Here is a 24184-nt window from a genome sequence, read left to right as displayed (position 1 = left end):
GGCCGTCGGCCGGGGTCGGCCGCGCCGGTGCGGGTCTCCGGTCAGGAGGCGTCGCCGGCCGCGGTGGAGCTGCCCGGGAGGGTGGGGGTGGGGGTGCGTTCCAGCTCGTGGCTGAGCTCCTCCAGCTCGCTGCCGCCGGCCATCTGACGGGTGAGTTCGTCCAGCGTGACGTCGTCCTTGGTGTGGCTGCCGGACATCGCCCCGCGCTTGAGCAGGATGAACCGGTCGCCGACGAGGTGGGCGTGGTGCGGGTTGTGCGTGATGAGGACCACGCCGAGCCCGGCGTCGCGGGCGGCCGCGACGTACTTGAGCACCACACCGGACTGCTTGACGCCGAGCGCCGCGGTCGGCTCGTCGAGGACGAGGACCTTGGCGCCGAAGTAGACGGCGCGGGCGATGGCCACGCACTGGCGCTCACCGCCGGAGAGGGTGCCGATGGGCTGGTCGACGTCGCGCAGGTCGATGCCCATGCGGAGCAGTTCCGTACGGGTCGTCTCGCGCATCCTGCGGACGTCGAGGCGTTTGAAGGGGCCGACGCCCACCGTGGGTTCGGAGCCGAGGAAGAAGTTCCGCCAGACCGGCATCAGCGGGACGACGGCGAGGTCCTGGTAGACGGTGGCGATGCCCCGGTCCAGGGCGTCGCGCGGGTTGGCGAGGGTGGTCTCCTCGCCGTCGATCAGGAAGCGGCCCGCGTCGTGCCGGTGCAGCCCTGCGATGATCTTGATGAGGGTGGACTTGCCGGCGCCGTTGTCGCCGAGGACGCAGGTGATCTCGCCCGCGTGGACCTCCAGCGAGACGTGTTCCAGGGCCTTGATGTTGCCGTAGAACTTCGATACGTCGTCCAGCTCGACCAGGGGGCCCGCGCTCTTCCCGGGCGTGGCCGTCTTCTCTGACGTGGACGTCATGCCGTCGCCTCCGCGCGCTTGCGCACCCACGCGTTGAGCAGGGTGGCCAGGAGCAGCATCGCTCCCAGGAAGAATTTGAACCAGTCCGGGTTCCACTCGGCGTACACGATGCCCTTGCTGGTCATGCCGAAGATGAAGGCACCGACCGCCGAGCCGATCGCGGAGCCGTAGCCGCCGGTGATCAGGCAGCCGCCGATGACGGCCGCGATGATGTACGTCAGCTCGTTGCCGACGCCCTCGCCGGACTGGACGACGTCGTAGCTGAAGAGCAGGTGCTGGCCGGAGATCCAGGCGGCGAAGGCGACACCGAGGTAGAGCCCGATCTTGGTACGGATGACGGGCACGCCGACCGCGCGGGCGGCGTCCGCCTCGCCGCCGACGGCGAAGATCCAGTTGCCGAAGCGGGTACGGAGCAGGATCCAGGTGGCGAGCGCGACGAGCGCCACCCACCACAGGATCGTCACCTTGAACTCGACGCCGCCGAGGGTGAGCGTCGAGGCGAACAGGGCGCGGGCGGACTCGAAGCCCTCCATGTCCCCGATGGCCTTGGTGGAGACCGTGCCGCTGATCAGCTTGGTGAAGCCGAGGTTCAGACCGGTGAGCATCAGGAACGTACCGAGCGTGATGATGAAGCTCGGCAGTTTGGTGCGGGTCAGCATGAAGCCGTTGAACGCCCCGATGGCGAGCGTGACCAGCAGCGACACGAAGACGCCGACCCAGACGTTGGCCGTCATCTGGTAGCTGAACATCGACGAGATCAGCGCGGAGCTGGTCACCAGCACACCGGCGGAGAGGTCGAACTCGCCGCCGATCATCAGCAGCGCGACCGGGGCGGCCATGATGCCGAGGACGGAGGCCGCGTACAGCACGGTTCCGAAGCTGGAGGCCTGGAGGAAGCTGTCGGCGACGATCGCGAAGAAGAGGAAGACCGCTGCCGCGCCGACGACCGAGCCGAGCTCGGGGCGGCCGAGCAGCTTGCGCAGCGGCGAGGTGCGTACGAGGCGCTCGTCCAGCTGGCCGGGGGCCGCGGTGGAGCCGCTCATCGGGTGCCGCGCTTGGTGTAGTCGGCCAGGGCGTCGGCGTCGCTCTTGGTGATGATCTGCGGGCCGGTGAGGACGGGGAGGCCGCCGCCGAGCACGTTGCGGTTGTAGCGGTAGAGCCAGAGCAGGTCGACGGCCTCGTACCCCTGGAGGTAGGGCTGCTGGTCGACGGCGAAGCCGAGCTTGTCGGTCTGGAGGCCGGTGGCGACCTTGGCGTTCAGGTCGAAGGTGTCGATCTCGGCCTTGCTGCCCGCCGTCTGCTTGGCCTGGACGGCGGCGTCGGCGAAGGGGGCACCGAGGGTGACGACCGCGTCGATGCTCTTGTCGGACTGGAGCTTGGCCTCGATGGACGCGGTGACGTCGGGCATGTTGGTGCCGTCGACGTACAGGTTCTGCATGGTGCCGTCGAAGCTCTTCTTCGCCCCGGCGCAGCGCTGCTCGTGGCCCACGTTGCCCTGCTCGTGCAGGACGCAGAGGACCTTCTTGCGGTCCCGCTCGTTCAGCTCGTCGCCGACGGCCTCACCGGCGATCGACTCGTCCTGGCCGATGTGGGTGAGCGCGCCGAACTCCTTGGACTCGGCGGAGCCGGAGTTCACCGTGACGACCGGGATGCCCGCCTTGACGGCCTTGGCGATCACGGCCTTCATGGCGTCGGGCTTGGCCAGCGAGACGATCAGCCCGTCGACCTTCTTGTCGATCGCGGTCTGGACGAGCTGGGCCTGCTGGTTGGCCTCGTCGTTGTGCGAGTAGAGGAAGTTGATGTTGTCCTTGACGGCCGCCTGCTCGGCGCCCTTCTGCACGATGTCCCAGAAGGTGTCGCCGTCGCCCGAGTGGGTGACCATGGCGAAGGTCCAGCGGGGCGTGTTCACCGCGGCCCGGCCCTCGGCGGCCTCGGCCGCGCGCTCCTCCGCCCGCTTGCCGCCGGTGCTGCTGCATCCTGCGGCTGCCAGCACCACTGCCAGCACGGCGCCCAGTGCGCGTACCCCTGTCCGAACCCTTGCCACGACGCCGTGCCCTTCTACTGCTGCTCGCTGTGCTCTTGACCGGCCGGGGAGTGTACGGGGCCCCGGGCCGGCTGCCCAGTATCCCCGAGCGGTGCGCGCCGCTGCCCCGGGGGGCGCCCCGCCCTCCAGCCCGTCCGGCTCCGAGGACGGAAGCGCCGATGTGGGCGGCGGTCGCCCTCGGGGAGCCCGGTGCTCAGGATCATCTGCCTGCGGGCCCAGCCACGCAAGGGTTCCGTCCGCGAACGCCGGACAAGCTGCCGGGGGTCAGGCGCGGACCAGGAGCTGGAACTCGAACGCGTAGCGTGACGCGCGGTAGACGTGGGAGCCGAACTCGACCGCGCGGCCCGTGGCGTCGTAGGTCGTGCGCTCCATCGTCAGCAGCGGCGCACCCGGCTCCTCGTCCAGGGCCCGGGCCTCCCCCGCCGTGGCGGCCCGGGCGCCGACGGACTGGCGGGCGCTGTGCAGCGTGATGCCCGAGGTCCGCATCATCCGGTAGAGCCCGGTGGACTCCAGCTCCTGCGCCGGGAGGGCGAGCAGCTCCGGGGGCAGGTGGTTGCGCAGGAGGGCCATCGGCTCGTCGTGGGCGTAGCGCAGCCTCTCGACCAGGTGCACCTCGGTGCCCTCGGCGACCCCCAGCGCGGCGGCGATCTCGGCGGTGGCCGGTTCCGTGGTGGTGCGCAGGACCTTGGTGGCGGGGCGCTGGCCGGCCGCCTCCAGGTCGTCGAAGAGCGAGCTGAGCTCCAGCGGGCGGCGGACCTGGCTGTGCACGACCTGGGTGCCGACGCCCCGGCGGCGGACCATCAGCCCCTTGTCGACGAGCGACTGGATGGCCTGGCGGACGGTGGGACGGGAGAGGCCCAGCCGGTGGGCGAGATCGATCTCGTTGCCGAGCAGGGTGCCGGGGGCCAGCCGGCCCTGCTCGACGGCGGCCTCCAGTTGCTGCGCCAGCTGGAAGTAGAGCGGCACCGGGCTGGTGCGGTCCACGCTCAGCGGCAGCGGCTGCGGCTGATCAGCTCCTTGTGCGGTCACGGGGCGAGCCTAGTTCGTTTGTCCGGACAAAACCATGGCCGCTGCGTCAGCCGGCTCATTCGTCAGTTCATTTGTCAGGACAAACGCTTGACATGATGACCGGGCGAAGGCCACCTTGGGGCCATGCGCATCGGACTCATCGGAACGGGACGTATCGGCACTTTCCATGCGGAGGTGCTGAGCCGTCATCCCGCCGTGGACTCCCTGCTGGTGGCGGACGCCGATCCGGAGCGTGCCGCCGTGGCGGCCACCCGTACCGGGGCCTCGGCCGTCCCGGTGGACGCGATGTTCACCGGCGGGGGCCGGGAGCTCCCCGACGCGCTGGTGATCTGCTCGGCGACCGCCGCCCACGCCTCGCTCATCGCGCGCGCCGCGCGGGCCGGGCTGCCCGCGTTCTGCGAGAAGCCGATCGCGCTGGACCTGCCCGGCACGCTGGGCGCCCTCGCGGAGGTCGAGGCGGCGGGCAGCGTCCTCCAGCTCGGCTTCATGCGCCGCTTCGACGCCGGGTACGCCGAGGCGAGGGCGGCGGTACGGGAGGGCAGGCTCGGGCGGCTGCACACCGTACGGGCCGTCACCTCCGACCCCGCTCCCCCGCCCGCCGACTACCTCCCGCTCTCCGGCGGGCTCTACCGGGACTGTCTGGTCCACGACTTCGACATCCTGCGGTGGGTGACGGGCCGCGAGGTCGGCGAGGTGTACGCCACCGGGTCGGACGCCGGGCCCGCGATGTTCCGGGAGGCGGGGGACGTGGACACCGCCGCCGCCCTGCTCACCCTGGACGACGGCACGCTGGCCACCGCCACCGCGACCCGCTGCAACGGCGCCGGGTACGACGTCCGCATGGAGCTGGCCGGCGAGCTGGACCAGCTCGCCGTCGGCCTCGACGACCGTACGCCGCTGACCTCGGCCGAGCCGGAGGGGCCGGGCGCCCCGCCGAAGCCGTGGCCGGGGTTCCTGGAGCGGTTCGCCCCGGCGTACGAGGCGGAGCTGGACGCCTTCCTCCGGGTCGCCCGGGGGGAGCTGACCAACCCGTGCGACGGGCGCGAGGCCCTGCACGCGCTGCGGATCGCCGAGGCCTGCGAGGTCTCCCGCCGCGAGCGCCGCCCGGTGGCGATGGAGGAGATCCCGGGCGGGTGAGGGCCGGGGCGTTCTCCCGAAGGCCGTCCGTCGCCCACCCGGCCGTCGGCAGCCTCGGCGGTCCCCGCATCGCGATGCCGTGCCCGCAGACGATCAGGGCGCGGGTTCCCGGGCACGCCCCTCGTCGGTTTCCCGGCTCGCTCCCCCGTCGGTTTCCGGGCTCGCTTCGGTGGTCAACGCGTCTCCCCTTTCGGAGAGTTATGCGGAGAAGGCGGCCTCACCAGCGCACCGGCAGCCGCCGCACCCCGCGCATCAGCAGGCCGGGCAGCCACTCCGGCTCGCCGCCCGCCGGATCGCGGGCCAGCTCCGGGCAGCGCTCCAGCAGCGCCCCGATCGCGATGCGCGCCTCCATGCGGGCGAGCGGGGCGCCGAGGCAGTAGTGCGCCCCGTGACCGAAGGCCAGATGCCCCTGGGGCGCGCGGCGGATGTCGAAGGTGTCCGGGTCCTCGAACCGCTCCGGGTCCCGGCCGCCCGAGGCGAGGGCCACCAGCACCGGCTCGTCGTCGGGGATCACGGTGGACCCGATCGTCACCTCCTCACGGGTGAAGCGGAGGGTGGCGGTCTCCACCGGGCCGTCGTACCGCAGCATCTCCTCCACCGCCCCGTCGAGGAGTCCGGGATCGGCGCGCAGCAGGGCGAGTTGGGCCGGATGGTCGAGGAGGGCCCGCACGCCGTTGGAGATCAGGTTGACGGTGGTCTCGTGTCCGGCGACGAGCAACAGGAAGGCCATGCCGACCAGTTCGTCGGCGGAGAGCCCGTCGCCGCCGTCGTCGCGGCTTCTGATCAGCGCGCTCAGGAGGTCCTCGCCGGGCGAACTCCTTTTGTCCTCGATGAGTTGGACCAGATAGGCGCTCATCGCGCCGACCGGGTCGGCCTCCCGCTGGGCCGGGGTGGGGGTGACGATGCCGTTCGACAGCGTACGGAAGGTGTCCCGGTCGATGTCGGGGACGCCGAGCAGTTCGCAGATGACGGTCATCGGGAGCGGGAAGGCCAGCGCGTCGACGAGGTCGGCGGAGCCGGCCGGGACCATCGCGTCGAGGAGCTCCGTGGTGATCTCGGTGACCCGGGGGCGCAGCGCCTCGATCCGGCGGGCGGTGAACTCGCGGACGACCAGCCTGCGCAACCGGGTGTGGCGCGGGGCGTCCAGCTCCAGCATGTTGTCGCTGATCGGGTTCACCTGGGCGGCCCAGCGCCCGGTGGTCCGCCAGTCCTTGCCGAACCGGGGGTCGGCGAGGGCCGAGCGGGCCTCCTCGTATCCGACGACCAGCCAGAGCCGCTCCATGTGCTCGGTGCGCACCGGGTGGACCGGCCCCTCGGCGCGCAGCTTGGCGTAGTACGGATAGGGATTGGCCGTGAAATCCGGCAGATCCCGCAGATCGAGCACAGCCATCGTGGTCAGCCCCCTCTTCCGGTTCGGACCACTCACCCTAGGCCGCCGCCCTCCTCCCCATCCGGGTCGAGGAGCCCGGCATCGTGGACCAACAGCGCGATCTGGACACGGTTGTTCAGGTCGAGTTTGGCGAGAATCCGCGAGACCTGGGTCTTGACGGTGGCGACGCTGAGGTAGAGCTCGCCCGCGATCTCGGCGTTGGAGTGGCCCCGCCCGACGGCGACGGCCACCTCCCTCTCCCGCCCCGCCAGCTCCGCGAACCGCCTGCGGGCCCGCTCGGTCCGGCTGGTGCGGTCGTCCGGCGCACCGCCCGCCGCACGGGCCATGAGCTGGCGGGTGACGGCGGGCGAGAGCACCGGGTCCCCGGCGGCGACCCGGCGGACCGAGTCGACGATCCGGGCGGGCGGGGTGTCTTTCAGGACGAATCCCGCAGCCCCGGCGCGGATGGCCCGCAGGACCTGTTCGTCGGCGTGGAAGGTGGTGAGGACGACGACCTCGGGCGCGTCGGGGCGGCGGCGCAGCTCCTCGGTCGCGGTGAGCCCGTCCATGCCGGGCATCCGGATGTCCATCAGGACGACGTCGGGGCGCAGCCGTTCGACCAGGGCGGCGACCTCGCTGCCGTCCGCGCCCTCGCCCACGATGTCGATGTCGTCGGCCCCGCCGAGCATCAGGGTGAGCCCGGCCCGCACGAGCGGGTCGTCGTCGACGATGAGCAGCCTGACGGGCGGGGAGGGCGAGGCGGATGGGGTCGGGGAGGCCGGGGTGTTCATGACGGCCACCGTAGCCAGCCGGGCGGCGGGGCGGTCACCGTACGGGAGCGGACGGCGCGCGGGCCGCGCCCTGTGGGTTCCACACGCCACCGGCCACGGCAGCCGGTGCGCGCCTCATCCCGCCGGCCACGGCAGCCGGGCCCGCACGGTGAAGCCGCCGTCCGCCGTGGGGCCGTACTCCAGGGAGCCCCCGGCGAGCGTCGCGCGTTCGGTGAGGCCGATGAGGCCCTGGCCGGAGCCGGGGACCCGTTCGAAGGGTTCGGTGGGGGCCGGGTTCGCCACCGCGACGGTGAGCCCGTCCCCGGGGCCGCCGGTCACGGTGACGGTGACCTCGGTGCCGGGTGCGTGTTTACGGGCGTTGGTCAGGCACTCCTGGGCGATCCGGTACACCGTGCGGCCGGTGGCGGCGGGGGCGTCCTCCGGGGCGGCGACGCGCTGGTGGACGGTCACCTTCATGCCCGCCCCGCGGGACTCGTCGATCAGCCCGTCCAGGGTGGCGAGGGTGGGCTGGGGCCGCTCGCCCTCGCCGGAGTCCCCGGGTCCGCGCAGCACGCCGATGATCTCCCGTAGGTCCTGGAGCGCCTCGTGGGCGCTGTCCCGGATGACTCCGGCGGCCCGGGCGATCTCGGCGGTGGGGGCGTCGGGCCGGAATTCGAGGGCCCCGGCGTGGACGCTGAGCAGGGTGAGCCGGTGGGCCAGGACGTCGTGCATCTCGCGGGCGATGGCCTCCCGGGCCAGCCGCTGGGCCTGTTCGGCGCGGAGTTCGGCCTCGGCCTCGGCGCGGCGGGCCCGTTCGCGGAGCGTGACGACGAGCCGGCGCCGGGACCGTACGCCCATGCCCCAGCTCAGCGCCAGCAGGATCAGCAGCACCCCGAAGACGACCGAGGCGAGGAAGCCGGTCTCCGGGTCGGGACGGAGCCAGGGCTGGAGGGGCACGGCGGCCAGCGCGACCGCGCCGACGATCGCCACCGGCTTGAAGGGGCGGTGCACGGCGAGGGTGAACAGGGCCACCAACTGGGCGCCGCCCGCGACGGGTTCCAGGACCGAGAGGGCCGTCAGGGCGGCGGCGAGCTGGACGGGCCAGCGCCGCCGGATCCAGACGGCGCAGCAGGCCGCGGCGCCGACCACCGAGTCGACGACCAGCACGGTGTCGGAGGTCGAGCCCTCCGCGTCGATGGTCGCGAGGGCGATGAGGGCGATGCCCGCCGCGATGAGGAAGGCGAGGATGTCGACCACCCAGTCGCGTACGGTCCGCCTGCGGCGGGCCCGGTCGGCGGGCAGCTCGGGGTCGGCCATCGCCGAGGGGAGCAGCCAGCGGTACTCGGTGCGCGTCATGTCGACAAACCTACGCAGCCGGACGGCCGGAGCGCCGCCCGCGCCGCGCCTGGGGGACCGAAGTCGTCCGGCCCGCTACTTTCGTCGCGGCGGAGAAGCCGGGTGGCCGACGCGGCGGGAGCGACGCGACCGCCAGGCTCGGCGCATGAAGAAATTCATCGAGGCGGTCGGGCTCATCATCCTGCTGCAGGGCGTCGGAGGGCTGATCCACGAGTGGACCGGATGGCTGCGGCTGTGGACGCTGGCCCAGCACATCGGCTTCTTCGGGGACCGCGCGCTCTTCGTCAGCATCGTGCTGATCGTGACGGGCTTCGCGATCATGATCGCACCGGACGCGGTGGGCGAGAAGCAGGACAGGGGCGGCGAGAAGCGGGGCGGGGCCGGCGAGAAGTAGGGCCGGCTTCTCAGTCCGCCGCCCGTTGCACGCTGCGGCGCCCCCACCCGGTACCCACCAGGACGAGGGCGGCACCGGCCACCCCGAGGGCGCCGAGCCGTTCGCCGCCGAGGCTGATGCCGACGGCGGCGGCCCACAGCGGTTCCGTACCGAGCAGCAGGCTGACCCGGGACGGTGAGGTGCGGCGTACGGCCCACATCTGTACGAAGAACGCGAACAGCGTGCAGAACACCGAGAGGAAGACCAGTCCCGCCCACTCCCGGGGCCCGAAGTCCGCCGCCGCGCTCCAGGGCGAGGCGCCCGTCCCCGGGAGCGCGGCCAGCACGGCGAAGACGGCGACCGCGCTGCCGAGCTGGACGGTGGTCAGGGAGAGCGAGTCGGCCGTCCGGACCGCCTTGATCCGGGCCATGGCCAGGACGTGGACGGTACGGGCGAGGGCGGCGAGCAGCATCAGCAGATCCCCGCCCGAGGGGCTGGTGAATCCGCCGCCCTGGGTCAGGAGGACCACCCCGGCGACGGAGAGCCCGGCGGCCGCGACGAAGGGGGCCGGGGGCCGGACCCGGGTGACGGCCGCCTCGGCGAGCGGCGTGAAGATCATGGTGAGGCTGATGATCAGCCCCGCGTTGGTGGCCGAGGTGTGGACCACCCCGTACGTCTCCAGCAGGAAGATCCCGCTGAGCACCAGGCCCAGCAGCCCGGCCCCCCGCCACTGGGCGCCGGTCAGCGCCCGCAGCTTGCGCCACCCGGCCGCCACCAGGACGGGCAGCACGATCGCGAAGCGCAGGACGAGGACGGCGATGACGGTGTGGGTGGTGGTGATCCCCTTGGCGGCGAGGTAGCTGGCGCCCCAGACGACGGCGACCACGAGGACGGGAAGGTCGGTGAGCCAGGCTCTGCGGGGTGGTGCGAGGGCGGGCGCGGGCGCGACGACAGCGGACACCTGGTGCTCCTGGTTCTCCACGGCGGGACAGGCGGCGGAGAGCTCACCGGGTTCTCCACAGCGGACAGAGGGTGGAGACCGCACCGGCTCACACACGGAAACGATCACGCTACCCGCCGGGCGCGGCGGAAAGGAACACCTGTCTCACCGGTCGGATCCCGCCCCTATCGCCGGCCGGTATCGCCCGTGGTCAGGGGCGGACGCGCAAGTCGACGGGCCGGCCGGCCGGGCGCCGGGTGGTCCGGTGGCGCCTCCGGCCGTCCCTAGAATGACGCCTCGATAACTCTGAGGTACGGAGTGGTCACATGGCGGCAGTACGGCTGGACGGGCGGGTCGAGCGGGGCAACCAGACGCGGCAGCTGATCCTGGGGCGTGCGGTGCAGATCGCCTCGGTGGAGGGGCTGGAAGGGCTCTCCCTGGGGCGGCTGGCGACCGAGCTGAAGCTCAGCAAGAGCGGGGTGTTCGCCCTCTTCGGGTCGAAGGAGGAGCTGCAGCTCGCCACCGTGCGCGCCGCGGTCGCGGTCTACGTCGACCATGTGCTGCGCCCGGCCCGCTCGGTCCCGCCGGGGGTCGGCCGGGTCTGGCGGATGTGCGAGGCGTGGATCACGTACTCCCGGGAGCGGGTCTTCCGGGGCGGCTGCTTCTTCTACGCGGCCACCGCCGAGTTCGACGCCCGCGGCGGCAAGGTGCACGACGCACTGGCCGCCGCCCAGACCGGCTGGGTCACCTTCGTGGAGCAGACCATCGAGGAGGCGCGGGAGGCGGGCGAGCTGGCCGGGGACACCGACGTACGGCAGCTGGCCTTCGAGGTGATCGCCTTCCTGGAGCTGGCCAACGCGGAGTCGGTGCTCCAGAACAACAGCCTCGGCTACGACAAGGCGGCGAGGGCGATCCTGGGGCGGCTGCGGTCGGCGGCGACGGGGAGCGCGCGGCTGCCGGTGGCGTAAGGGCTTGGGGCTGCCGCGCGCCTACGCCGGCCGGGACGGGGCAGGACGTGACGGGGGGCTATCCGGGGGGCTACCGGAAGGACAGCACGGACCATGGGCGACGTACCCGTTCATACGCTCAACGACTCCACCACCCTCCCGGCGGTGGGCCTCGGCACCTACCCGCTGGACGACGCGGAGGCGGAGGAGGCCGTCGCGGGAGCCCTGCGACTCGGTTACCGGCTCATCGACACGGCCCTGAACTACGGCAACGAGACCGGTACCGGCCGGGGCATCACCCGCAGCGGCGTCCCGCGCGAGGAGATCCGTCTGACCACGAAGGTGCCGGGGAGGCATCAGGGGTACGAGCGGACGCTGGCCTCCTTCGAGGAGTCGCGGGCCAGGCTGGGCGTCGAGTACGTCGACCTGTATCTGATCCACTGGCCTCTCCCCCACGTCGACAAGTACGTCGAGACGTGGAAGGCGATGATCCGGCTCCGCGAGGACGGTCTCGTCCGCTCCATCGGGGTCTCCAACTTCACCGCCGCCCATCTGGAGCGGCTGGAGCGGGAGACCGGCGTGCTGCCTTCGGTGAACCAGATCGAGATGCACCCGCTGCTCCCGCAGGAGGAGTTGCGGGCGGTGCACACGGCGAAGGGCATCGTCACGGAGGCCTGGAGCCCGCTGGCCCGGGGCCGTGAGGTGCTGGAGGACCCGTCCACAGTGGCCATCGCCGAGGACCACGGGGTGACCCCGGGGCAGGTGGTGCTGCGGTGGCACACGCAGGTCGGTGCGGTGCCGATCCCGAAGTCGGCGGACCCGGGGCGGCAGCGGGAGAACCTGGACCTGTTCGGCTTCGAACTGACGGCGCGGGAGCTGACCACGATCGCGTCGGGGCGGCAGCGGCGGTTCGGTGGGGACCCGGACACGCACGAGGAGTTCTGAGGTACGGCGGACAGGCCGGTGGGCCACCGCGATCCCCCTGCGATCGCGGTGGCCCACCGGCCTGAGGTCAGCCGCCCAGCTCCCGGTGACGGGCCGCCAGCGCGTCGGCGCCGCCCTCGGTGAGGGACCCGAACAGCCTCAGCCGGGAGATCCCGCCGTCCGGGAAGATGTCGATCCGTACGTGGGTGGCGCGCACCGGCCCGTCCAGGACGAAGCGGTGGTTGGTGTCGGGCTGGAGCCGGGTCCGGGGCAGGACCTCCGACCAGTCGCCGTCCTCGCCGTCCCGGACCGACAGGGCGGCCCAGCCCGCCGAGTTGCCCTTGAGGTAGGCGGTGTCGATCTCGACGGCCCGGATCTCGGACCGGGCGGCGAGGCGGTAGCGGATCCAGTCGTTGCCCCGGTCGCGCCTGCGGCGGGTCTCCCAGCCGTCGTCCATCTTGCGGGAGCGGCCGGGCTGGACGGTGTTGGTGGCCGGGGAGTAGAAGCGGTCGGAGGCGTCCTCGACCTGGCCGCCGTTCTCCAGCGCGGCGAGGTCGAAGGTACCGAGCGCGGTGAGCCACGCGGGGTCCGGGGCGACCTCTCCGTACACGCGCAGCCGGGCGATCCCGCCGTCCGGGTGCTGGTTGATCCTCAGGTGGGTGAAGCGCTGTTCGGCGTCGACGGCGAAGCCGTTGGCCGCGTGGCCGCCGACCGGGGTGCGCGGCACGAGGACCGTCCACTTCACGTCCGGGGCGAGGAGGTCGTCGGGGGACGGCGAGCCGGGGAGGGATGTGCCCTCCACGGAGACGGCCTGCGGGTAGTTGCCCCGGAAGTGGGCGGTGTCCAGGACGACGCCCCGGATGACACCGGGGGCGCCGAGGCGGACGAGGGCCCAGTCGTGGTCGTCGGGGGTGGGGTGCGGCTCGGCGGCGCTCACCCCGCGTCGGCGCCGGGTCTCCCAGCCGTCCATGATCTTGCCCTTGTGGCCGAAGTGCTCCGGGTCGAAGACGGCGGGCTCGGGCTTCAGCAGGTTCTCGCGCTCGGCGAAGAACTCGTCGTTGGCGGCGATGACCCCGGCCCCCAGGCGCCGGTCGGCCAGGTCGACGAGGTGGGTGAACGGGAAGTCGGCGGTGCGGTGGTCGGCGTACGGGTCGCCGCCCGCGTACGGGCTGGCGTCGCCGGTGAAGCGCGGTATCGCGGCGTCCGTCATGGTGAGGGGTCCTTTCGGGGACGGTCGGTGGTCGCGTACGAGGGCGGGCGGCCGGGAGACGCGGTCAGTGGTCGCGTTCCAGCAGGCGGCCGGCGGGCTCGGCCAGGACGCCGTCGGCGGCGATGCGGACGCCGCGCAGCCAGCTGGAGCGCACCACGCCGTGCAGGGTCTTCCCCGCGTACGCGGTGACCTGGTTGCGGTGGAAGAGCTCGGCGGGGTCGACGGTGAAGGTCGCCTCGGGGGCGAGGACCGCGAAGTCGGCGTCGCGCCCGGCCTCGATGGCGCCCTTGCGGGCCAGCCCGGCGAGTTCGGCGGGTGCGGCGGACATCCAGCGGGCGACGTCGTCCAGGGAGTGGCCGCGCCTGCGGGCCTCGGTCCAGATGGCGGGCAGGCCGAGCTGGAGGGAGGAGATGCCGCCCCAGGCGGAGGCGAAGTCCGGGGTCTTCAGGTCGGTGGTGCAGGGCGAGTGGTCGGAGACGATGCAGTCGATCGTGCCGTCGGCGAGCCCGGCCCACAGGGCGTCCTGGTTGGCGGCCTCGCGGATCGGCGGGCAGCACTTGAACTCGGTGGCCCCGTCCGGGACCTCCTCGGCGGTGAGCGTGAGGAAGTGCGGACAGGACTCGACGGTGACGCGGACGCCCTCGCGCTTCGCGGCGGCGATCAGCGGCAGGGCGTCGCTGGAGGAGAGGTGCAGGACGTGGACCCGGGCGTTCAGCCGCTTGGCGTGGGCGATGAGCCCCTCGATCGCGGTGTTCTCGGCGTCGCGCGGGCGGGAGGCGAGGAAGTCGGCGTAGGCGGGGCCGGGGCGCTGGGGGGCGTCGGCGAGGTGGTGCGGGTCCTCGGCGTGGACGATGAGCAGTCCGCCGAATCCGGCGATCTCCGCCATGGACCGGGCCAGCTGCTCCTGGTCCAGCTCGGGGAACTCCTCCACCCCGGAGGGCGACAGGAAGCACTTGAAGCCGAAGACCCCGGCCTCGTACAGCGGGCGCAGATCCTTGACGTTGGAGGGGAGCGCACCGCCCCAGAAGCCCGTGTCGACGTGCGCCTTGGGGGCGGCGACCTGCTGCTTGATCCGCAGGTTCTCGACGGTGGTGGTCGGCGGGAGGGAGTTGAGCGGCATGTCCAGGAGCGTGGTGATGCCGCCGGCCGCCGCCGCGCGGGTGGCGGTCCAGAAGCCCTCCCACTCGGTGCGGCCGGGGTCGTTCACATGGACGTGGGTGTCGACCAGCCCGGGGAGCAGGACATCGTCGCCGAAGTCCTCCAGCCGGGCGCCCCCGGGCACTTCGGTGTCGTACGGCAGGACCGCGTCGATGGTGCCGCCCGCCACGGCGACCGTGGCCGGGCGGGTGCCCTCGGGGGTGACGACGCGCGTCGAGCGCAGTACCAGGTTCACGTCCACACCGGACACCTGTGCTCCTTCACTCCAGGAATTCAACGAACTGTTGAAGCTTCGATGGAGTCTTCACTCGGGAATCGCCCTCGTCAAGACCCACCTTCCGGCAGGGAGCGGCGGTGGGCCAGCCCGGCGACGCCGACTGGAGCTTTCCACAAAGTAAAAGTGAGATTTCGAATTGCGGAACGTAGCATGGGCCAGAAGAGACAGCGCCGAACCGCCCGTACCGACCGTCGGCACCCGGACAAAACAGCCCCTGACCGGCACGGACGCCAAGCGGACAGCTGTGGGCCGATCGGGCGGCGCCCGGTAGGCTGCTGCCTTGCCTTCCGCTTCGAAAGGACCGTTGACGTGCCGCCGTCCCACGCCAGCACAGCCGACTCCAAGCCCTCCGGTGCCAGCGGTGGGGTGCAGTCGCTCGAGCGCGCCTTCGACCTGCTGGAGCGGATGGCCGACGCCGGGGGCGAGGTCGGGCTGAGCGAGCTGTCCGCGAGCAGCGGTCTGCCCCTGCCGACCATCCACCGGCTGATGCGGACACTGGTCGTCTGCGGTTACGTACGCCAGCAGCCCAACCGCCGCTACGCCCTGGGTCCCCGCCTGATCCGCCTCGGCGAGTCCGCCTCCCGGCTGCTCGGCACCTGGGCCCGCCCCTACCTCCAGCGGCTGGTGGAGGAGACGGGTGAGACGGCGAACATGGCGCTGCTGGACGGCGACGAGATCGTGTACGTCGCCCAGGTGCCGTCCAAGCACTCCATGCGGATGTTCACCGAGGTGGGCCGCCGGGTCCTTCCGCACTCCACCGGGGTGGGCAAGGCGCTCCTGGCCGATACCCCGGCCGACGAGGTCCGCGCGCTGCTCGCCCGGACCGGCATGCCCGCCGCCACCGAGAAGACGATCACCACACCCGAGGGCTTCCTCGACGCGCTGGAGCAGGTGCGCCGGGCGGGGTACGCGGTGGACGACAACGAGCAGGAGATCGGGGTCCGCTGCCTGGCGGTTTCCGTACCCAACTCCCCTACCTCGGCCGCGATCTCCATCTCGGGCCCGGCGGGCCGGGTGACGGAGAGCGCGACGGAGCGGATCGTGCCGATCCTCCAGCAGGTGGCGGGTGAGCTGTCGGACGCGCTGGCGAGCAACGGGACGGGTGGCTGACGCCTAGATCCGGGCGGGCACGGTCAGCCGCCCGTCGTCCATCGTCACCGTGCGGTCCATCCGGTCCAGGTGCGCCAGGTCGTGTGTGACCAGCACCGTCGCGGTGGCGCGCTCCCGGGTCAGGGTGACCAGCAGGTCCAGTACGGCGGCTCCGCGCTCGTGGTCGAGTGCGCTGGTCGGCTCGTCGACGAGGAGCACCTCGGGCTCGTTCATCAGGGCGCGGGCGATGTTGATCCGCTGGCGCTGACCGCCCGACAGCTGGTGCGGACGCCGGTCCGCCCGGTCGGCCAGCCCCACGGCGTCCAGCAGCTCCACCGCGCGGCGCCGGGCCTCCCGGGTCCGGCCGCCCGACAGGTGGGCCATCACCTGCAGCTGCTCGGCGGCCGTGAGCGAGGGCAGCAGGTTCGGCTGCTGGAACACGATCCCCAGGTGCTCCCTGCGCAGGGCCGCCCGCGCCGCCGGAGTGAGCGGGCCCGTCCGCGTACCGGCCACGACGACCTCGCCGGAGTCCGGGGTGACCAGGGTCGCGGCGGCGGCCAGCAGGCTGGACTTGCCGGAGCCGGACGGCCCGACGACGGCGGTGAGCGTGCCCGCCGGAACCTCCAGCGAGACCCGGTCCAGGGCGGTGAGCCGCCCCTCGCCGTCCGGATAGGTGAGGGTCACATCGGTGAGGGTCAGCGTCATCGGGCACTCCCGAGTGCGGTGAGGGGGTCGACGGCGGTGATCCGCCGGATGGAGAGGGCGGCCCCGAGCGCGCCGAGCGCGATCATGACCGCCGCCGGCACCAGGACGGTCGCCCCGTCCAGCACGAACGGCACCGGCCCGCCGCCGATCAGCACCCCGGCCCCGGCGGCCAGCGCGGTGCCGAGCCCCGTACCGATGACGAGCATCACCACGGCCTGCCCGAGGGCGTCCCGCAGGAGATACGGGGTGGAGGCGCCGAGCGCCTTCAGTACGGCGACGTCGCCGCTGCGCTGGATGGTCCAGACAGTGAAGAAGGCGCCGATGACGAGGGCGGAGATGGCGAAGAGGAAGCCGCGCATGAGTTGCAGCGAACCGTTCTCCGCCTGGTAGGAGCCGATCGCGGTGAGGGAGTCGTCGAGGGAGAGCGTGCGGGTCTTCGCCGCCTCGTCCCCGGCCGCCAGGTCGACGCCACCGGTGGTGGTCAGGGCGATGACGGTCGCCTGTTCGGCGGGGCCCGCGCCGTCGTGGCCGATCTGCTGCCAGTCGTCGAGGGTGGTCCAGACGACGGGCGTATGGCTGTACGAGGCGTCTCCCGCGACGGCGGCGACCTCGCGCTCCGCCCGGCCGAGCGCGATCTTGTCGCCGGGGGCGGCGCCGAGCTCCTCGGCGGCCTTCCCGGAGAGCACGACGCGGCCGGAGGCGAGGCCCCCGGGTGCGAGCGTCCCGTCCGGTTCGACGCCGAAGGCCGAGACGGGGGCCGTACGGTCACCGGGGGCGGTGGCGTTCAGGGTCCGGATGCCCAGCGGCTGGGCGGCCTCGACGCCGGGGCGGTCGGCCCAGGCCCGCCAGTCGTCCTCGCGGACGGTCGAGTTGGTGAAGGAGACCGACCGGTCCCCGCGCGGGGCGGCGAACGCGAGGTGGTCGGCGTCCAGACCGGTGACGGCCGAGACGTTCTCCCGGGCCAGGCCGGCCGTCAGCCCCGACAGCAGGCCCACGAGCAGCGTGATCAGGACCACGACCGACCCCATGAGCGCGAACCGGCCCTTGGCGAACCGGAGGTCTCTCCATGCGACGAACATGGCTCCATCGTCGGTGGTCCGGGGCGGGGAAACATCGCGCGGGGGACGGTCGGCAGATCAACCTTTCGATTGACCGCCGCCGCGAGACCCGCCGCTACGCTGGACGAACCATGGATTCGCGTTCGCACACCCCTGTCGCCGCTGCCCTGCGGCTCTGCCTGCACGCACTGCTGCTGGGCCTGCTGGCGCTGGTGGCGGTGCGCGCGGTGAGCGAGGGCGCACCGCACGCGGGGGCCGTGGTGACGCTGACGCTGGTGACGGCGGGGGCGTACGGGACGGGGGCGCTGGCGGGGACGGGGGTGCGCGCGACCTCCGTACGGCGGGACGGCCAGGCGGAGGCGGCCACGGAAACGGCGGCCCGCGCCATCCCCGTACGGCAGCGGGTGCGCGCGGGAACGGCAGCCCGGCCCATCCCCGTACGGCAGCGGATGCTCGCCGCCTCCGTGCGCCCGGGCACAGAGGCCGCCGCCACCTGGCTCACCGCCCTCTGCGTCCTCTGGCTCGCGTTGCTCGTCCTCTCCCCCGACGCCCTCTGGGTCGCCTTCCCGCTCTACTTCCTCCAGTTGCATCTGCTCCCCACCCGCTGGGGCGTGCCCGCCGTCGTCGTCACCGCCGCCGCCGCGATCACCAGCTTCGTCGTGCACCGGCAGGAGATCGCCCCGGGCGCGTTCATCGGCCCGCTGATCGGTGCGGCCGTCGCCATCGCCACGGTGCTGGGGTACGACGCGCTGTTCCGGGAGAGCGAGCGGCGCCGGGAGCTGATCGTGGAGCTGGTCGCCACCCGGGCGGAGCTGGCCGAGGCGGAGCGTACGGCGGGCACCCTCGCCGAGCGCGAACGCCTCGCCCGGGAGATCCACGACACCCTCGCCCAGGGCCTGTCCAGCATCCAGCTCCTGCTCCGCGCGGCCGAGCGCACGCTGCCCGCCGGCGCTCCGGCCACCGCGCACGTCCGCGCCGCCCGGGAGGCCGCGCAGGCCAACCTGGCCGAGGCGCGTTCCTTCGTACGGGCGCTGACTCCGCCGGATCTGGAGCACGGTTCGCTGGCGGGCGCGCTGGAGCGGCTCTGCGCCCGGACGACCGGGCCGGATCTCACCGTACGGTTCGCGGTCAGCGGTGCGCCGGTGGAGCTGCCGACGCCGTACGAGGTGGCGTTGCTGCGGACCGCCCAGTCGGCGCTGGCCAACACGGTGCGCCACGCGGCGGCGGGGCGCGCGGAGATCACGCTGAGCTTCATGGACACCTCCGTGGCGCTGGACGTCGTGGACGACGGCCGGGGCTTCGACCCGTCGGCGGTGCCGGTGGACGAGCGCGGTGACGGTGGTTTCGGGCTGCCCGCGATGCGGTCGCGGGCAGCCACGCTGGGCGGCACGCTGAGCGTGGAGTCGGCGCCGGGCCAGGGCACCGCGCTGGCGGTCACGCTGCCGGTGGCGGCTCCGGCCGAGGAGCGTGCCGCGTGAGCGAGGAGAACGCCATCCGGCTGCTGCTCGCCGACGACCACCCCGTCGTACGGGCGGGGCTGCGCGCGGTCCTGGACACCGAGCCGGACTTCCGCGTCGCGGGCGAGGCGGCCACCGCCGAGGAGGCCGTGGCGCTGGCGGCGGCGGGCGGCTTCGACGTCGTCCTGATGGACCTCCAGTTCGGCCCGGGCCCCGGCATGCACGGCTCCGAGGCCACGGCGGCGATCACCGCCCTCGCGGCCGGCCCCCGTGTGCTCATCCTCACCACGTACGACTCCGACGCGGACATCCTGGCGGCGGTCGAGGCGGGGGCCGGCGGCTACCTGCTGAAGGACGCGCCCCCGCAGGAGCTGGCCGCCGCCGTGCGCACGGCGGCGGCGGGCCGCTCCGCGCTCGCCCCTTCGGTGGCGCACCGGCTGATGGACCGCATGCGCACGCCCGCCGAGGCGCTGACGCGGCGGGAGCTGGAGGTGCTGCACCTGGTCGGGGAGGGCCTGTCGAACCTCCAGATCAGCAAGAAGCTGTTCCTGAGCCAGGCGACGGTCAAGTCCCACCTGGTGCACATCTACGCGAAGCTGGGCGTGGACTCCCGTACGTCGGCGGTCGCGGCGGCGACGGCCCGCAGGCTGATCCGCCGCTGAGCCGACCGGCCGACGTCCCGGCTCACCCGCGCGGTGGCTCCCCGAAGAGATCCACCGCGTTGCGTACGTCGCGCAGGGCGGCGGCGAGCGCGCTGACCGAGCCGACCGACCCCGCGATCAGGAGTAGCGAGCTGCGCATGCGGGGGATCTCCACGGCCCCGCCGACCGCCATGGCGTCAAGTGCCGCAAGCTCTTCCTCGGCGATGGGGCGGTCGGAGAATTCGTAGGAGAGCGAGGCCAGTTCGCGGCGGAGCCGGGAGACCGCTATCCGGAGCTCAGCCACCCTCGGGTCCTCGCCGCTGCCGGTGACCCGCTTCTGCCCCACGCTTCGCAACACAGCACTCCCCCTCGCACGCCTCGTGCCGGTGTGACCCCCGGACCCCCGGGCGATGGCCAAGTACCGGGGTCCGCCCGCAAGTTAACGCCATGACAGGCTGTGTGCGCCACTCCACGGACAGAAATCAGGGTGACCCCTGAGAGTGACATGCGTGTCGCGTGTGCGAACGGCTCGGTGGTATCCAGGGCTCATGGCTTCTCAAGCGAAGAATCCCAAGGTGGCGGGGGTGCTGCTCGCCGCCGGCGGCGGGCGGCGGCTCGGCGGCCGCCCCAAGGCCCTGCTGGAGCACCGCGGCCGCCCCTTGGTGGAGCACGCCCTGCGCGCCCTGCGCAACGGTGGCTGCGGCCCGCTCCACGTGGTGCTGGGCGCGGCGGCCGGGGAGGTGCGGGCGCGGGCCGATCTGACGGGTTCGGCGGTGACCGTGAACCCGGGATGGGAGGAGGGCATGGGCTCCTCGCTCCGGCTGGGACTCGCGGCCCTGAGCGGTACGGGGGCGGACGCGGCGCTCGTCCTGCTGGTGGACCAGCCCGGAATCGGCGCGGAAGCGGTGGCGCGGGTGCGGGTGGCGTACCGGTCACGGACGGGCCTGGTGGCCGCCGCGTACGACGGGGAGCGCGGCCATCCGGTCCTGTTCGGGGCTGGGCTGTGGGCGGACATCGCGGCGGGGGCGGTGGGCGACCAGGGGGCGCGGGCGTATCTGCGGGAGCACCGCGACGCGATCACGCTGGTGGAGTGTTCGGATGTGGCACAGGCGTACGACATCGACACCGCGCAGGACCTGACCCACCTGGAATGACCCGATACCCGCCCGGAACGGCCCGGTGAACGCTCCGTACCCACCCTGGCACGCTGCGCCGCCGCACCCCGTTTCCGTGGACGTTTCTGTCGACCCGGAGAATCTCGACATCAACAAACGATTGAACTTCCACTATGAGGAAACTACTATCCACTGGTCAGAAGCCCTCTGAACCTCAGACGGCACCCACGGCCGTATCTCGGAGCCCATGGCACGCCGTGCCGTCTCAGGCGACCCGGCGGCCATGAGACGCCGCCGCCCGCTGAAGGAGTGACAGCTCATGTCCGCACCAGCGCCGTCCACGCTGGCCATCGTCGATGCCGAGCCCCTGCCCCGGCAGGATGAGGTCCTGACCGACGCGGCCCTCGCGTTCGTGGCCGAGCTGCACCGGCAGTTCACACCGCGCCGCAATGAGCTGCTCGCCCGGCGCACCGAGCGCCGCGCCGAGATCGCCCGTACCTCCACGCTGGACTTCCTGCCGGAGACGGCGGCGGTCCGCGCGGACGACTCCTGGAAGGTCGCCCCGGCCCCGGCCGCGCTGAACGACCGCCGGGTGGAGATCACCGGTCCGACCGACCGCAAGATGACGATCAACGCGCTCAACTCGGGCGCCCGCATCTGGCTCGCCGACTTCGAGGACGCCTCCGCTCCCACCTGGGAGAACGTGATCCTCGGCCAGCTCAACCTGACCGACGCCTACGAGCGCCGCATCGACTTCACCGACCCGAAGTCCGGCAAGTCGTACGCGCTGAAGCCCGCCGACGAGCTGGCCACCGTCGTCACCCGCCCGCGCGGCTGGCACCTGGACGAGCGCCACCTCCAGCTGGACGGCGTCCCCGTGCCGGGCGCGCTGGTCGACTTCGGCCTGTACTTCTTCCACAACGCGCAGCGTCTGATCGACCTCGGCAAGGGCCCGTACTTCTACCTCCCCAAGACGGAGTCGCACCTGGAGGCCCGCCTCTGGAACGACATCTTCGTCTTCGCCCAGGAGTACGTCGGCATCCCGCGGGGCACGGTCCGCGCGACGGTCCTGATCGAGACGATCACCGCCGCGTACGAGATGGAGGAGATCCTCTACGAGCTGCGCGACCACGCCTCCGGGCTGAACGCGGGCCGCTGGGACTACCTGTTCTCCATCGTCAAGAACTTCCGCGACGGCGGAGCCAAGTTCGTCCTGCCGGACCGGAACGCGGTGACGATGACCGCCCCGTTCATGCGGGCGTACACCGAACTCCTGGTCCGCACCTGCCACAAGCGCGGCGCGCACGCGATCGGCGGCATGGCGGCCTTCATCCCCTCGCGCCGTGACGCCGAGGTCAACAAGGTGGCCTTCGAGAAGGTCAAGGCCGACAAGGACCGCGAGGCGAACGACGGCTTCGACGGCTCCTGGGTCGCCCACCCCGATCTGGTCCCGATCGCCCTGGCCTCCTTCGACGCGGTCCTCGGCGAGAAGCCCAACCAGAAGGACCGGCTGCGCGAGGACGTCTCGGTGGCGGCGAGCGACCTGATCGCCATCGACACCCTCGACGCCAAGCCCACGTACGAGGGCCTGCGCAACGCCGTCGCGGTCGGCATCCGCTACATCGAGGCCTGGCTGCGCGGCCTGGGCGCGGTCGCCATCTTCAACCTGATGGAGGACGCGGCCACCGCCGAGATCTCCCGCTCCCAGATCTGGCAGTGGATCAACGCGGACGTGGTCTTCGAGAACGGCGAGCACGCCACCGCGGAGCTGGCCCGCAAGGTCGCCGCCGAGGAACTGGCCGCGATCCGCGCGGAGATCGGCGACGAGGCCTTCACCGCCGGCACGTGGCAGCAGGCCCACGACCTCCTGCTCCAGGTCTCCCTGGACCAGGACTACGCGGACTTCCTGACGCTGCCGGCGTACGAGCAGCTGCGCTGACCCCGCCGCCCCCGCGCACCGCACCGCCCCCGGCGCCACACAGCGCCGGGGGCGGTGCGGTCCGTCCGGGCCCTCGCCCGAACCCGTGACGCCGGTTCCTCTCCGCCATGCCCCGGGCCGCGTCGCCGCCGCCCCGGGACGAGGCACGCCCCCCGGCCCGCCCGGCCGCCCTCACGTCCACACCGCCCCCAGCGCCACGAACCCGCAGATCAGCACGGCCAGGATCGCCAGCAGCGGCCAGACGAACCGCAGGTACCGGTCGTAGCCGACCTTCGCCAGCGCCACCCCGCCGATGGTGACCGCCGTCGTCGGGACCCAGAGGTTCATCCAGCCGCTCGCCGCCTGCCAAGACGTGACGACCACCGCGCGGGAGACGCCCGCGAAGTCGGCGAGCGGCGCCAGGATCGGCATCGCCAGGGTGGCGTGGCCGGAGGTGGAGGGGATGAGGAAGGCCAGCGGCAGGTTGACGAGGAAGACGATGACGGCGAAGAGCGCCGACGACGTGCCCGAGACCACGCCCTCGATGGAGTGCAGCACGGTGTCCGTGATCTGCGAGTTGTTCATGATGACGGTGACGCCTCGTGCGAGCACGATGACGAGCGCCGGGGAGATGAAGTCGGCCGCGCCCTGGATGATCGTGGCGGTGAGCCTCTGCTCGCCGAACCGGGCGACGATGCCCACCAGGACCGCCGCGACCAGGAACAGTGCGGCCAGCTGCGGGAAGGACCAGCCGAGTTCGAAGCCGTACGGGGTGGCGTCGGCGTCGCCCGTGAGGGCGCTGGACCACGGGACCACCGAGAAGATCATGAACGCGAAGACCAGGGTCACCAGGATGAGGACGGTCCGGTGGAGCCGGGTCAGCTGCGGGGGCTCCCCCGCGTCCGCCGCGTCGTGCTCGCGGTCGCCGGGGAGGAAGCCGGAGAGCGAGCGTCCGGGGTTCCCGCGGACACGGTTCGCGTACCGGATGACGTAGGTGATCGTCACGGCCGTGAGGACCACCCACATGATCGCGCGCAGCACGATGCCGTCGCCGAGCGAGATGTCGGCGGCGGAGGAGGCCACTCCGGTGGCGAAGGGGTTGACCGTGGAGCAGAGCACCCCGATGCCCGCGCCGAGGATGATCGTGCCGGTGGCCACCATCCGGTCGTAGCCGAGGGCCAGCATCAGCGGGATGATCAGGCCGTAGAAGCCGAGCGTCTCCTCCGCGAAGCCCTCCACCGTACCGAGCAGGGCGAAGACCAGCATCACCCCGGCGATCAGGAGCGCGCCCCGGTCGCGCAGGCGGTGGGCGAGGCGGCCGATGCCCCGGTCCAGGGCGCCGGTGGCGAAGACCACGGTGATGAACGCGCCGATGGCGAGGACGAAGAGGAAGACGCCCGCGCTGCCGTACAGCTCGCCCGCCAGGTCCGGGCCGACCACGCCCGTCTCCGCGTCCTGGATGCCGTAGAGGCCGTTGACCGGGGAGAGGAAGAGGTCGTCGAGCCGGTCGACGAAGCTCCGGTCGGAGTCGACGCGGTGGTACGTGCCCTGGACCGGGGCGCCGTCCTTGTCGCGGTCGTAGGCGCCGGGCGGGACGAGGAAGGCCAGGGCCCAGACGGCGAGTGTGACGACCGCCAGGATGGTGAGGGCGCTGGGGAAGGCGAACGTCTTCCCGCCCGGGGGCCGCTCCTCCGCGTCGGCCCGTGTGCTCAGGTCGTCTCCCGGTCCCATGGCGCAGCCCCTTCGCTCCCTCCGGCCCCTT

23 protein-coding genes are annotated in these 24184 nt (G+C 72.6%); 9 read left to right on the top strand and 14 right to left on the bottom strand.

Features of this window, described 5'->3' with window-relative positions:
* Positions 1-41 precede the first annotated feature (41 nt).
* From D6270_RS28255 to D6270_RS28240, 4 genes are all read right to left on the bottom strand, one after another.
* The gene (locus D6270_RS28255; protein WP_109162870.1) at positions 42-905 is read right to left on the bottom strand and encodes an ATP-binding cassette domain-containing protein; all 864 of its coding nucleotides are present in this window, start codon (positions 903-905) and stop codon (positions 42-44) included.
* The gene (locus D6270_RS28250; RefSeq protein ID WP_109162871.1) at positions 902-1948 is read right to left on the bottom strand and encodes an ABC transporter permease; all 1047 of its coding nucleotides are present in this window, start codon (positions 1946-1948) and stop codon (positions 902-904) included. The genes D6270_RS28255 and D6270_RS28250 overlap by 4 nt, the downstream gene beginning before the upstream one ends.
* Positions 1945-2919, bottom strand: a complete 975-nt coding sequence (locus D6270_RS28245) for a sugar ABC transporter substrate-binding protein (protein ID WP_109167243.1) — start codon at positions 2917-2919, stop codon at positions 1945-1947. Before D6270_RS28245 ends, D6270_RS28250 begins: the two co-directional genes overlap by 4 nt.
* A 294-nt stretch (positions 2920-3213) precedes the next feature.
* Positions 3214-3978 (bottom strand): GntR family transcriptional regulator, encoded by a 765-nt coding sequence (locus D6270_RS28240; RefSeq protein ID WP_109162872.1) that lies wholly within the window; start codon positions 3976-3978, stop codon positions 3214-3216.
* A 123-nt stretch (positions 3979-4101) separates the two neighbouring features.
* On the opposite strand from D6270_RS28240, the gene D6270_RS28235 reads away from it, so the two are divergent.
* On the top strand, positions 4102-5115 hold the full coding sequence (locus D6270_RS28235) for a Gfo/Idh/MocA family protein (RefSeq protein WP_109162873.1): 1014 nt from the start codon (positions 4102-4104) through the stop codon (positions 5113-5115).
* A 217-nt stretch (positions 5116-5332) separates the two neighbouring features.
* Here the strand turns inward: D6270_RS28235 and D6270_RS28230 are convergent, their stop codons facing one another.
* The 3 genes from D6270_RS28230 to D6270_RS28220 form a co-directional block, all read right to left on the bottom strand.
* Entirely contained in the window at positions 5333-6505 is a 1173-nt protein-coding gene (locus tag D6270_RS28230) for a cytochrome P450 family protein (protein WP_109162874.1), read from the bottom strand.
* A gap of 32 nt (positions 6506-6537) precedes the next feature.
* On the bottom strand, positions 6538-7275 hold the full coding sequence (locus tag D6270_RS28225; RefSeq protein ID WP_109162875.1) for a response regulator transcription factor: 738 nt from the start codon (positions 7273-7275) through the stop codon (positions 6538-6540).
* Between the two features lie 114 nt (positions 7276-7389).
* Complete coding sequence (locus D6270_RS28220) at positions 7390-8610, bottom strand: sensor histidine kinase (protein ID WP_109162876.1); 1221 nt, start codon at positions 8608-8610, stop codon at positions 7390-7392.
* A gap of 145 nt (positions 8611-8755) precedes the next feature.
* Here D6270_RS28220 and D6270_RS28215 point away from each other — a divergent pair, with 145 nt between their 5' ends.
* Complete coding sequence (locus tag D6270_RS28215) at positions 8756-9004, top strand: hypothetical protein (protein WP_109162877.1); 249 nt, start codon at positions 8756-8758, stop codon at positions 9002-9004.
* 10 nt (positions 9005-9014) lie between these two features.
* On the opposite strand, the gene D6270_RS28210 is transcribed toward D6270_RS28215, so the two are convergent.
* Positions 9015-9944 carry a DMT family transporter gene (locus D6270_RS28210; protein WP_109167244.1) on the bottom strand — a complete coding sequence of 310 codons (930 nt, stop codon included), beginning with the start codon at positions 9942-9944 and terminating at the stop codon, positions 9015-9017.
* A gap of 305 nt (positions 9945-10249) precedes the next feature.
* On the opposite strand from D6270_RS28210, the gene D6270_RS28205 reads away from it, so the two are divergent.
* Both D6270_RS28205 and D6270_RS28200 read left to right on the top strand, forming a co-directional pair.
* Positions 10250-10891, top strand: a complete 642-nt coding sequence (locus tag D6270_RS28205) for a TetR/AcrR family transcriptional regulator (RefSeq protein ID WP_109162878.1) — start codon at positions 10250-10252, stop codon at positions 10889-10891.
* A gap of 93 nt (positions 10892-10984) precedes the next feature.
* Positions 10985-11815: an aldo/keto reductase gene (locus D6270_RS28200; protein WP_109162879.1), complete on the top strand. Its 831-nt coding sequence runs from the start codon at positions 10985-10987 to the stop codon at positions 11813-11815.
* Positions 11816-11882: 67 nt separating this feature from the next.
* Here D6270_RS28200 and alc read toward each other — a convergent pair whose 3' ends face one another.
* A complete protein-coding gene (gene alc, locus D6270_RS28195) occupies positions 11883-13004 on the bottom strand; it encodes an allantoicase (RefSeq protein WP_109162880.1) in 1122 nt (373 codons plus the stop codon).
* Positions 13005-13068: 64 nt separating this feature from the next.
* Complete coding sequence (gene allB, locus D6270_RS28190) at positions 13069-14412, bottom strand: allantoinase AllB (protein ID WP_109162881.1); 1344 nt, start codon at positions 14410-14412, stop codon at positions 13069-13071.
* A gap of 336 nt (positions 14413-14748) precedes the next feature.
* Here allB and D6270_RS28185 point away from each other — a divergent pair, with 336 nt between their 5' ends.
* Positions 14749-15549: an IclR family transcriptional regulator gene (locus D6270_RS28185; protein WP_109162882.1), complete on the top strand. Its 801-nt coding sequence runs from the start codon at positions 14749-14751 to the stop codon at positions 15547-15549.
* Positions 15550-15552: 3 nt separating this feature from the next.
* On the opposite strand, the gene D6270_RS28180 is transcribed toward D6270_RS28185, so the two are convergent.
* Together D6270_RS28180 and D6270_RS28175 are read right to left on the bottom strand one after the other, a co-directional pair.
* Positions 15553-16233: an ABC transporter ATP-binding protein gene (locus D6270_RS28180; protein WP_109162883.1), complete on the bottom strand. Its 681-nt coding sequence runs from the start codon at positions 16231-16233 to the stop codon at positions 15553-15555.
* A complete protein-coding gene (locus D6270_RS28175) occupies positions 16230-17312 on the bottom strand; it encodes an ABC transporter permease (RefSeq protein WP_109162884.1) in 1083 nt (360 codons plus the stop codon). Before D6270_RS28175 ends, D6270_RS28180 begins: the two co-directional genes overlap by 4 nt.
* Before the next feature lie 110 nt (positions 17313-17422).
* Here D6270_RS28175 and D6270_RS28170 point away from each other — a divergent pair, with 110 nt between their 5' ends.
* Positions 17423-18769: a sensor histidine kinase gene (locus D6270_RS28170; RefSeq protein WP_109162885.1), complete on the top strand. Its 1347-nt coding sequence runs from the start codon at positions 17423-17425 to the stop codon at positions 18767-18769.
* The gene (locus tag D6270_RS28165) at positions 18766-19410 is read left to right on the top strand and encodes a response regulator (RefSeq protein WP_109162886.1); all 645 of its coding nucleotides are present in this window, start codon (positions 18766-18768) and stop codon (positions 19408-19410) included. The genes D6270_RS28170 and D6270_RS28165 overlap by 4 nt, the downstream gene beginning before the upstream one ends.
* A 22-nt stretch (positions 19411-19432) precedes the next feature.
* On the opposite strand, the gene D6270_RS28160 is transcribed toward D6270_RS28165, so the two are convergent.
* Positions 19433-19735, bottom strand: a complete 303-nt coding sequence (locus D6270_RS28160) for a DUF5955 family protein (protein WP_204117183.1) — start codon at positions 19733-19735, stop codon at positions 19433-19435.
* 202 nt (positions 19736-19937) lie between these two features.
* Between D6270_RS28160 and D6270_RS28155 the strand changes: the two genes are divergently transcribed.
* Complete coding sequence (locus D6270_RS28155; protein WP_109162888.1) at positions 19938-20543, top strand: nucleotidyltransferase family protein; 606 nt, start codon at positions 19938-19940, stop codon at positions 20541-20543.
* Between the two features lie 280 nt (positions 20544-20823).
* Positions 20824-22443, top strand: coding sequence for a malate synthase A (gene aceB, locus D6270_RS28150; protein ID WP_109162889.1), 1620 nt, complete (start codon positions 20824-20826; stop codon positions 22441-22443).
* 171 nt (positions 22444-22614) lie between these two features.
* On the opposite strand, the gene D6270_RS28145 is transcribed toward aceB, so the two are convergent.
* On the bottom strand, positions 22615-24153 hold the full coding sequence (locus D6270_RS28145; protein ID WP_109162890.1) for a YfcC family protein: 1539 nt from the start codon (positions 24151-24153) through the stop codon (positions 22615-22617).
* Positions 24154-24184 lie beyond the last annotated feature (31 nt).

This window comes from Streptomyces griseus subsp. griseus, assembly GCF_003610995.1.
Taxonomy (GTDB): domain Bacteria; phylum Actinomycetota; class Actinomycetes; order Streptomycetales; family Streptomycetaceae; genus Streptomyces.
This window is presented reverse-complemented; position numbering and strand designations above follow the sequence as displayed.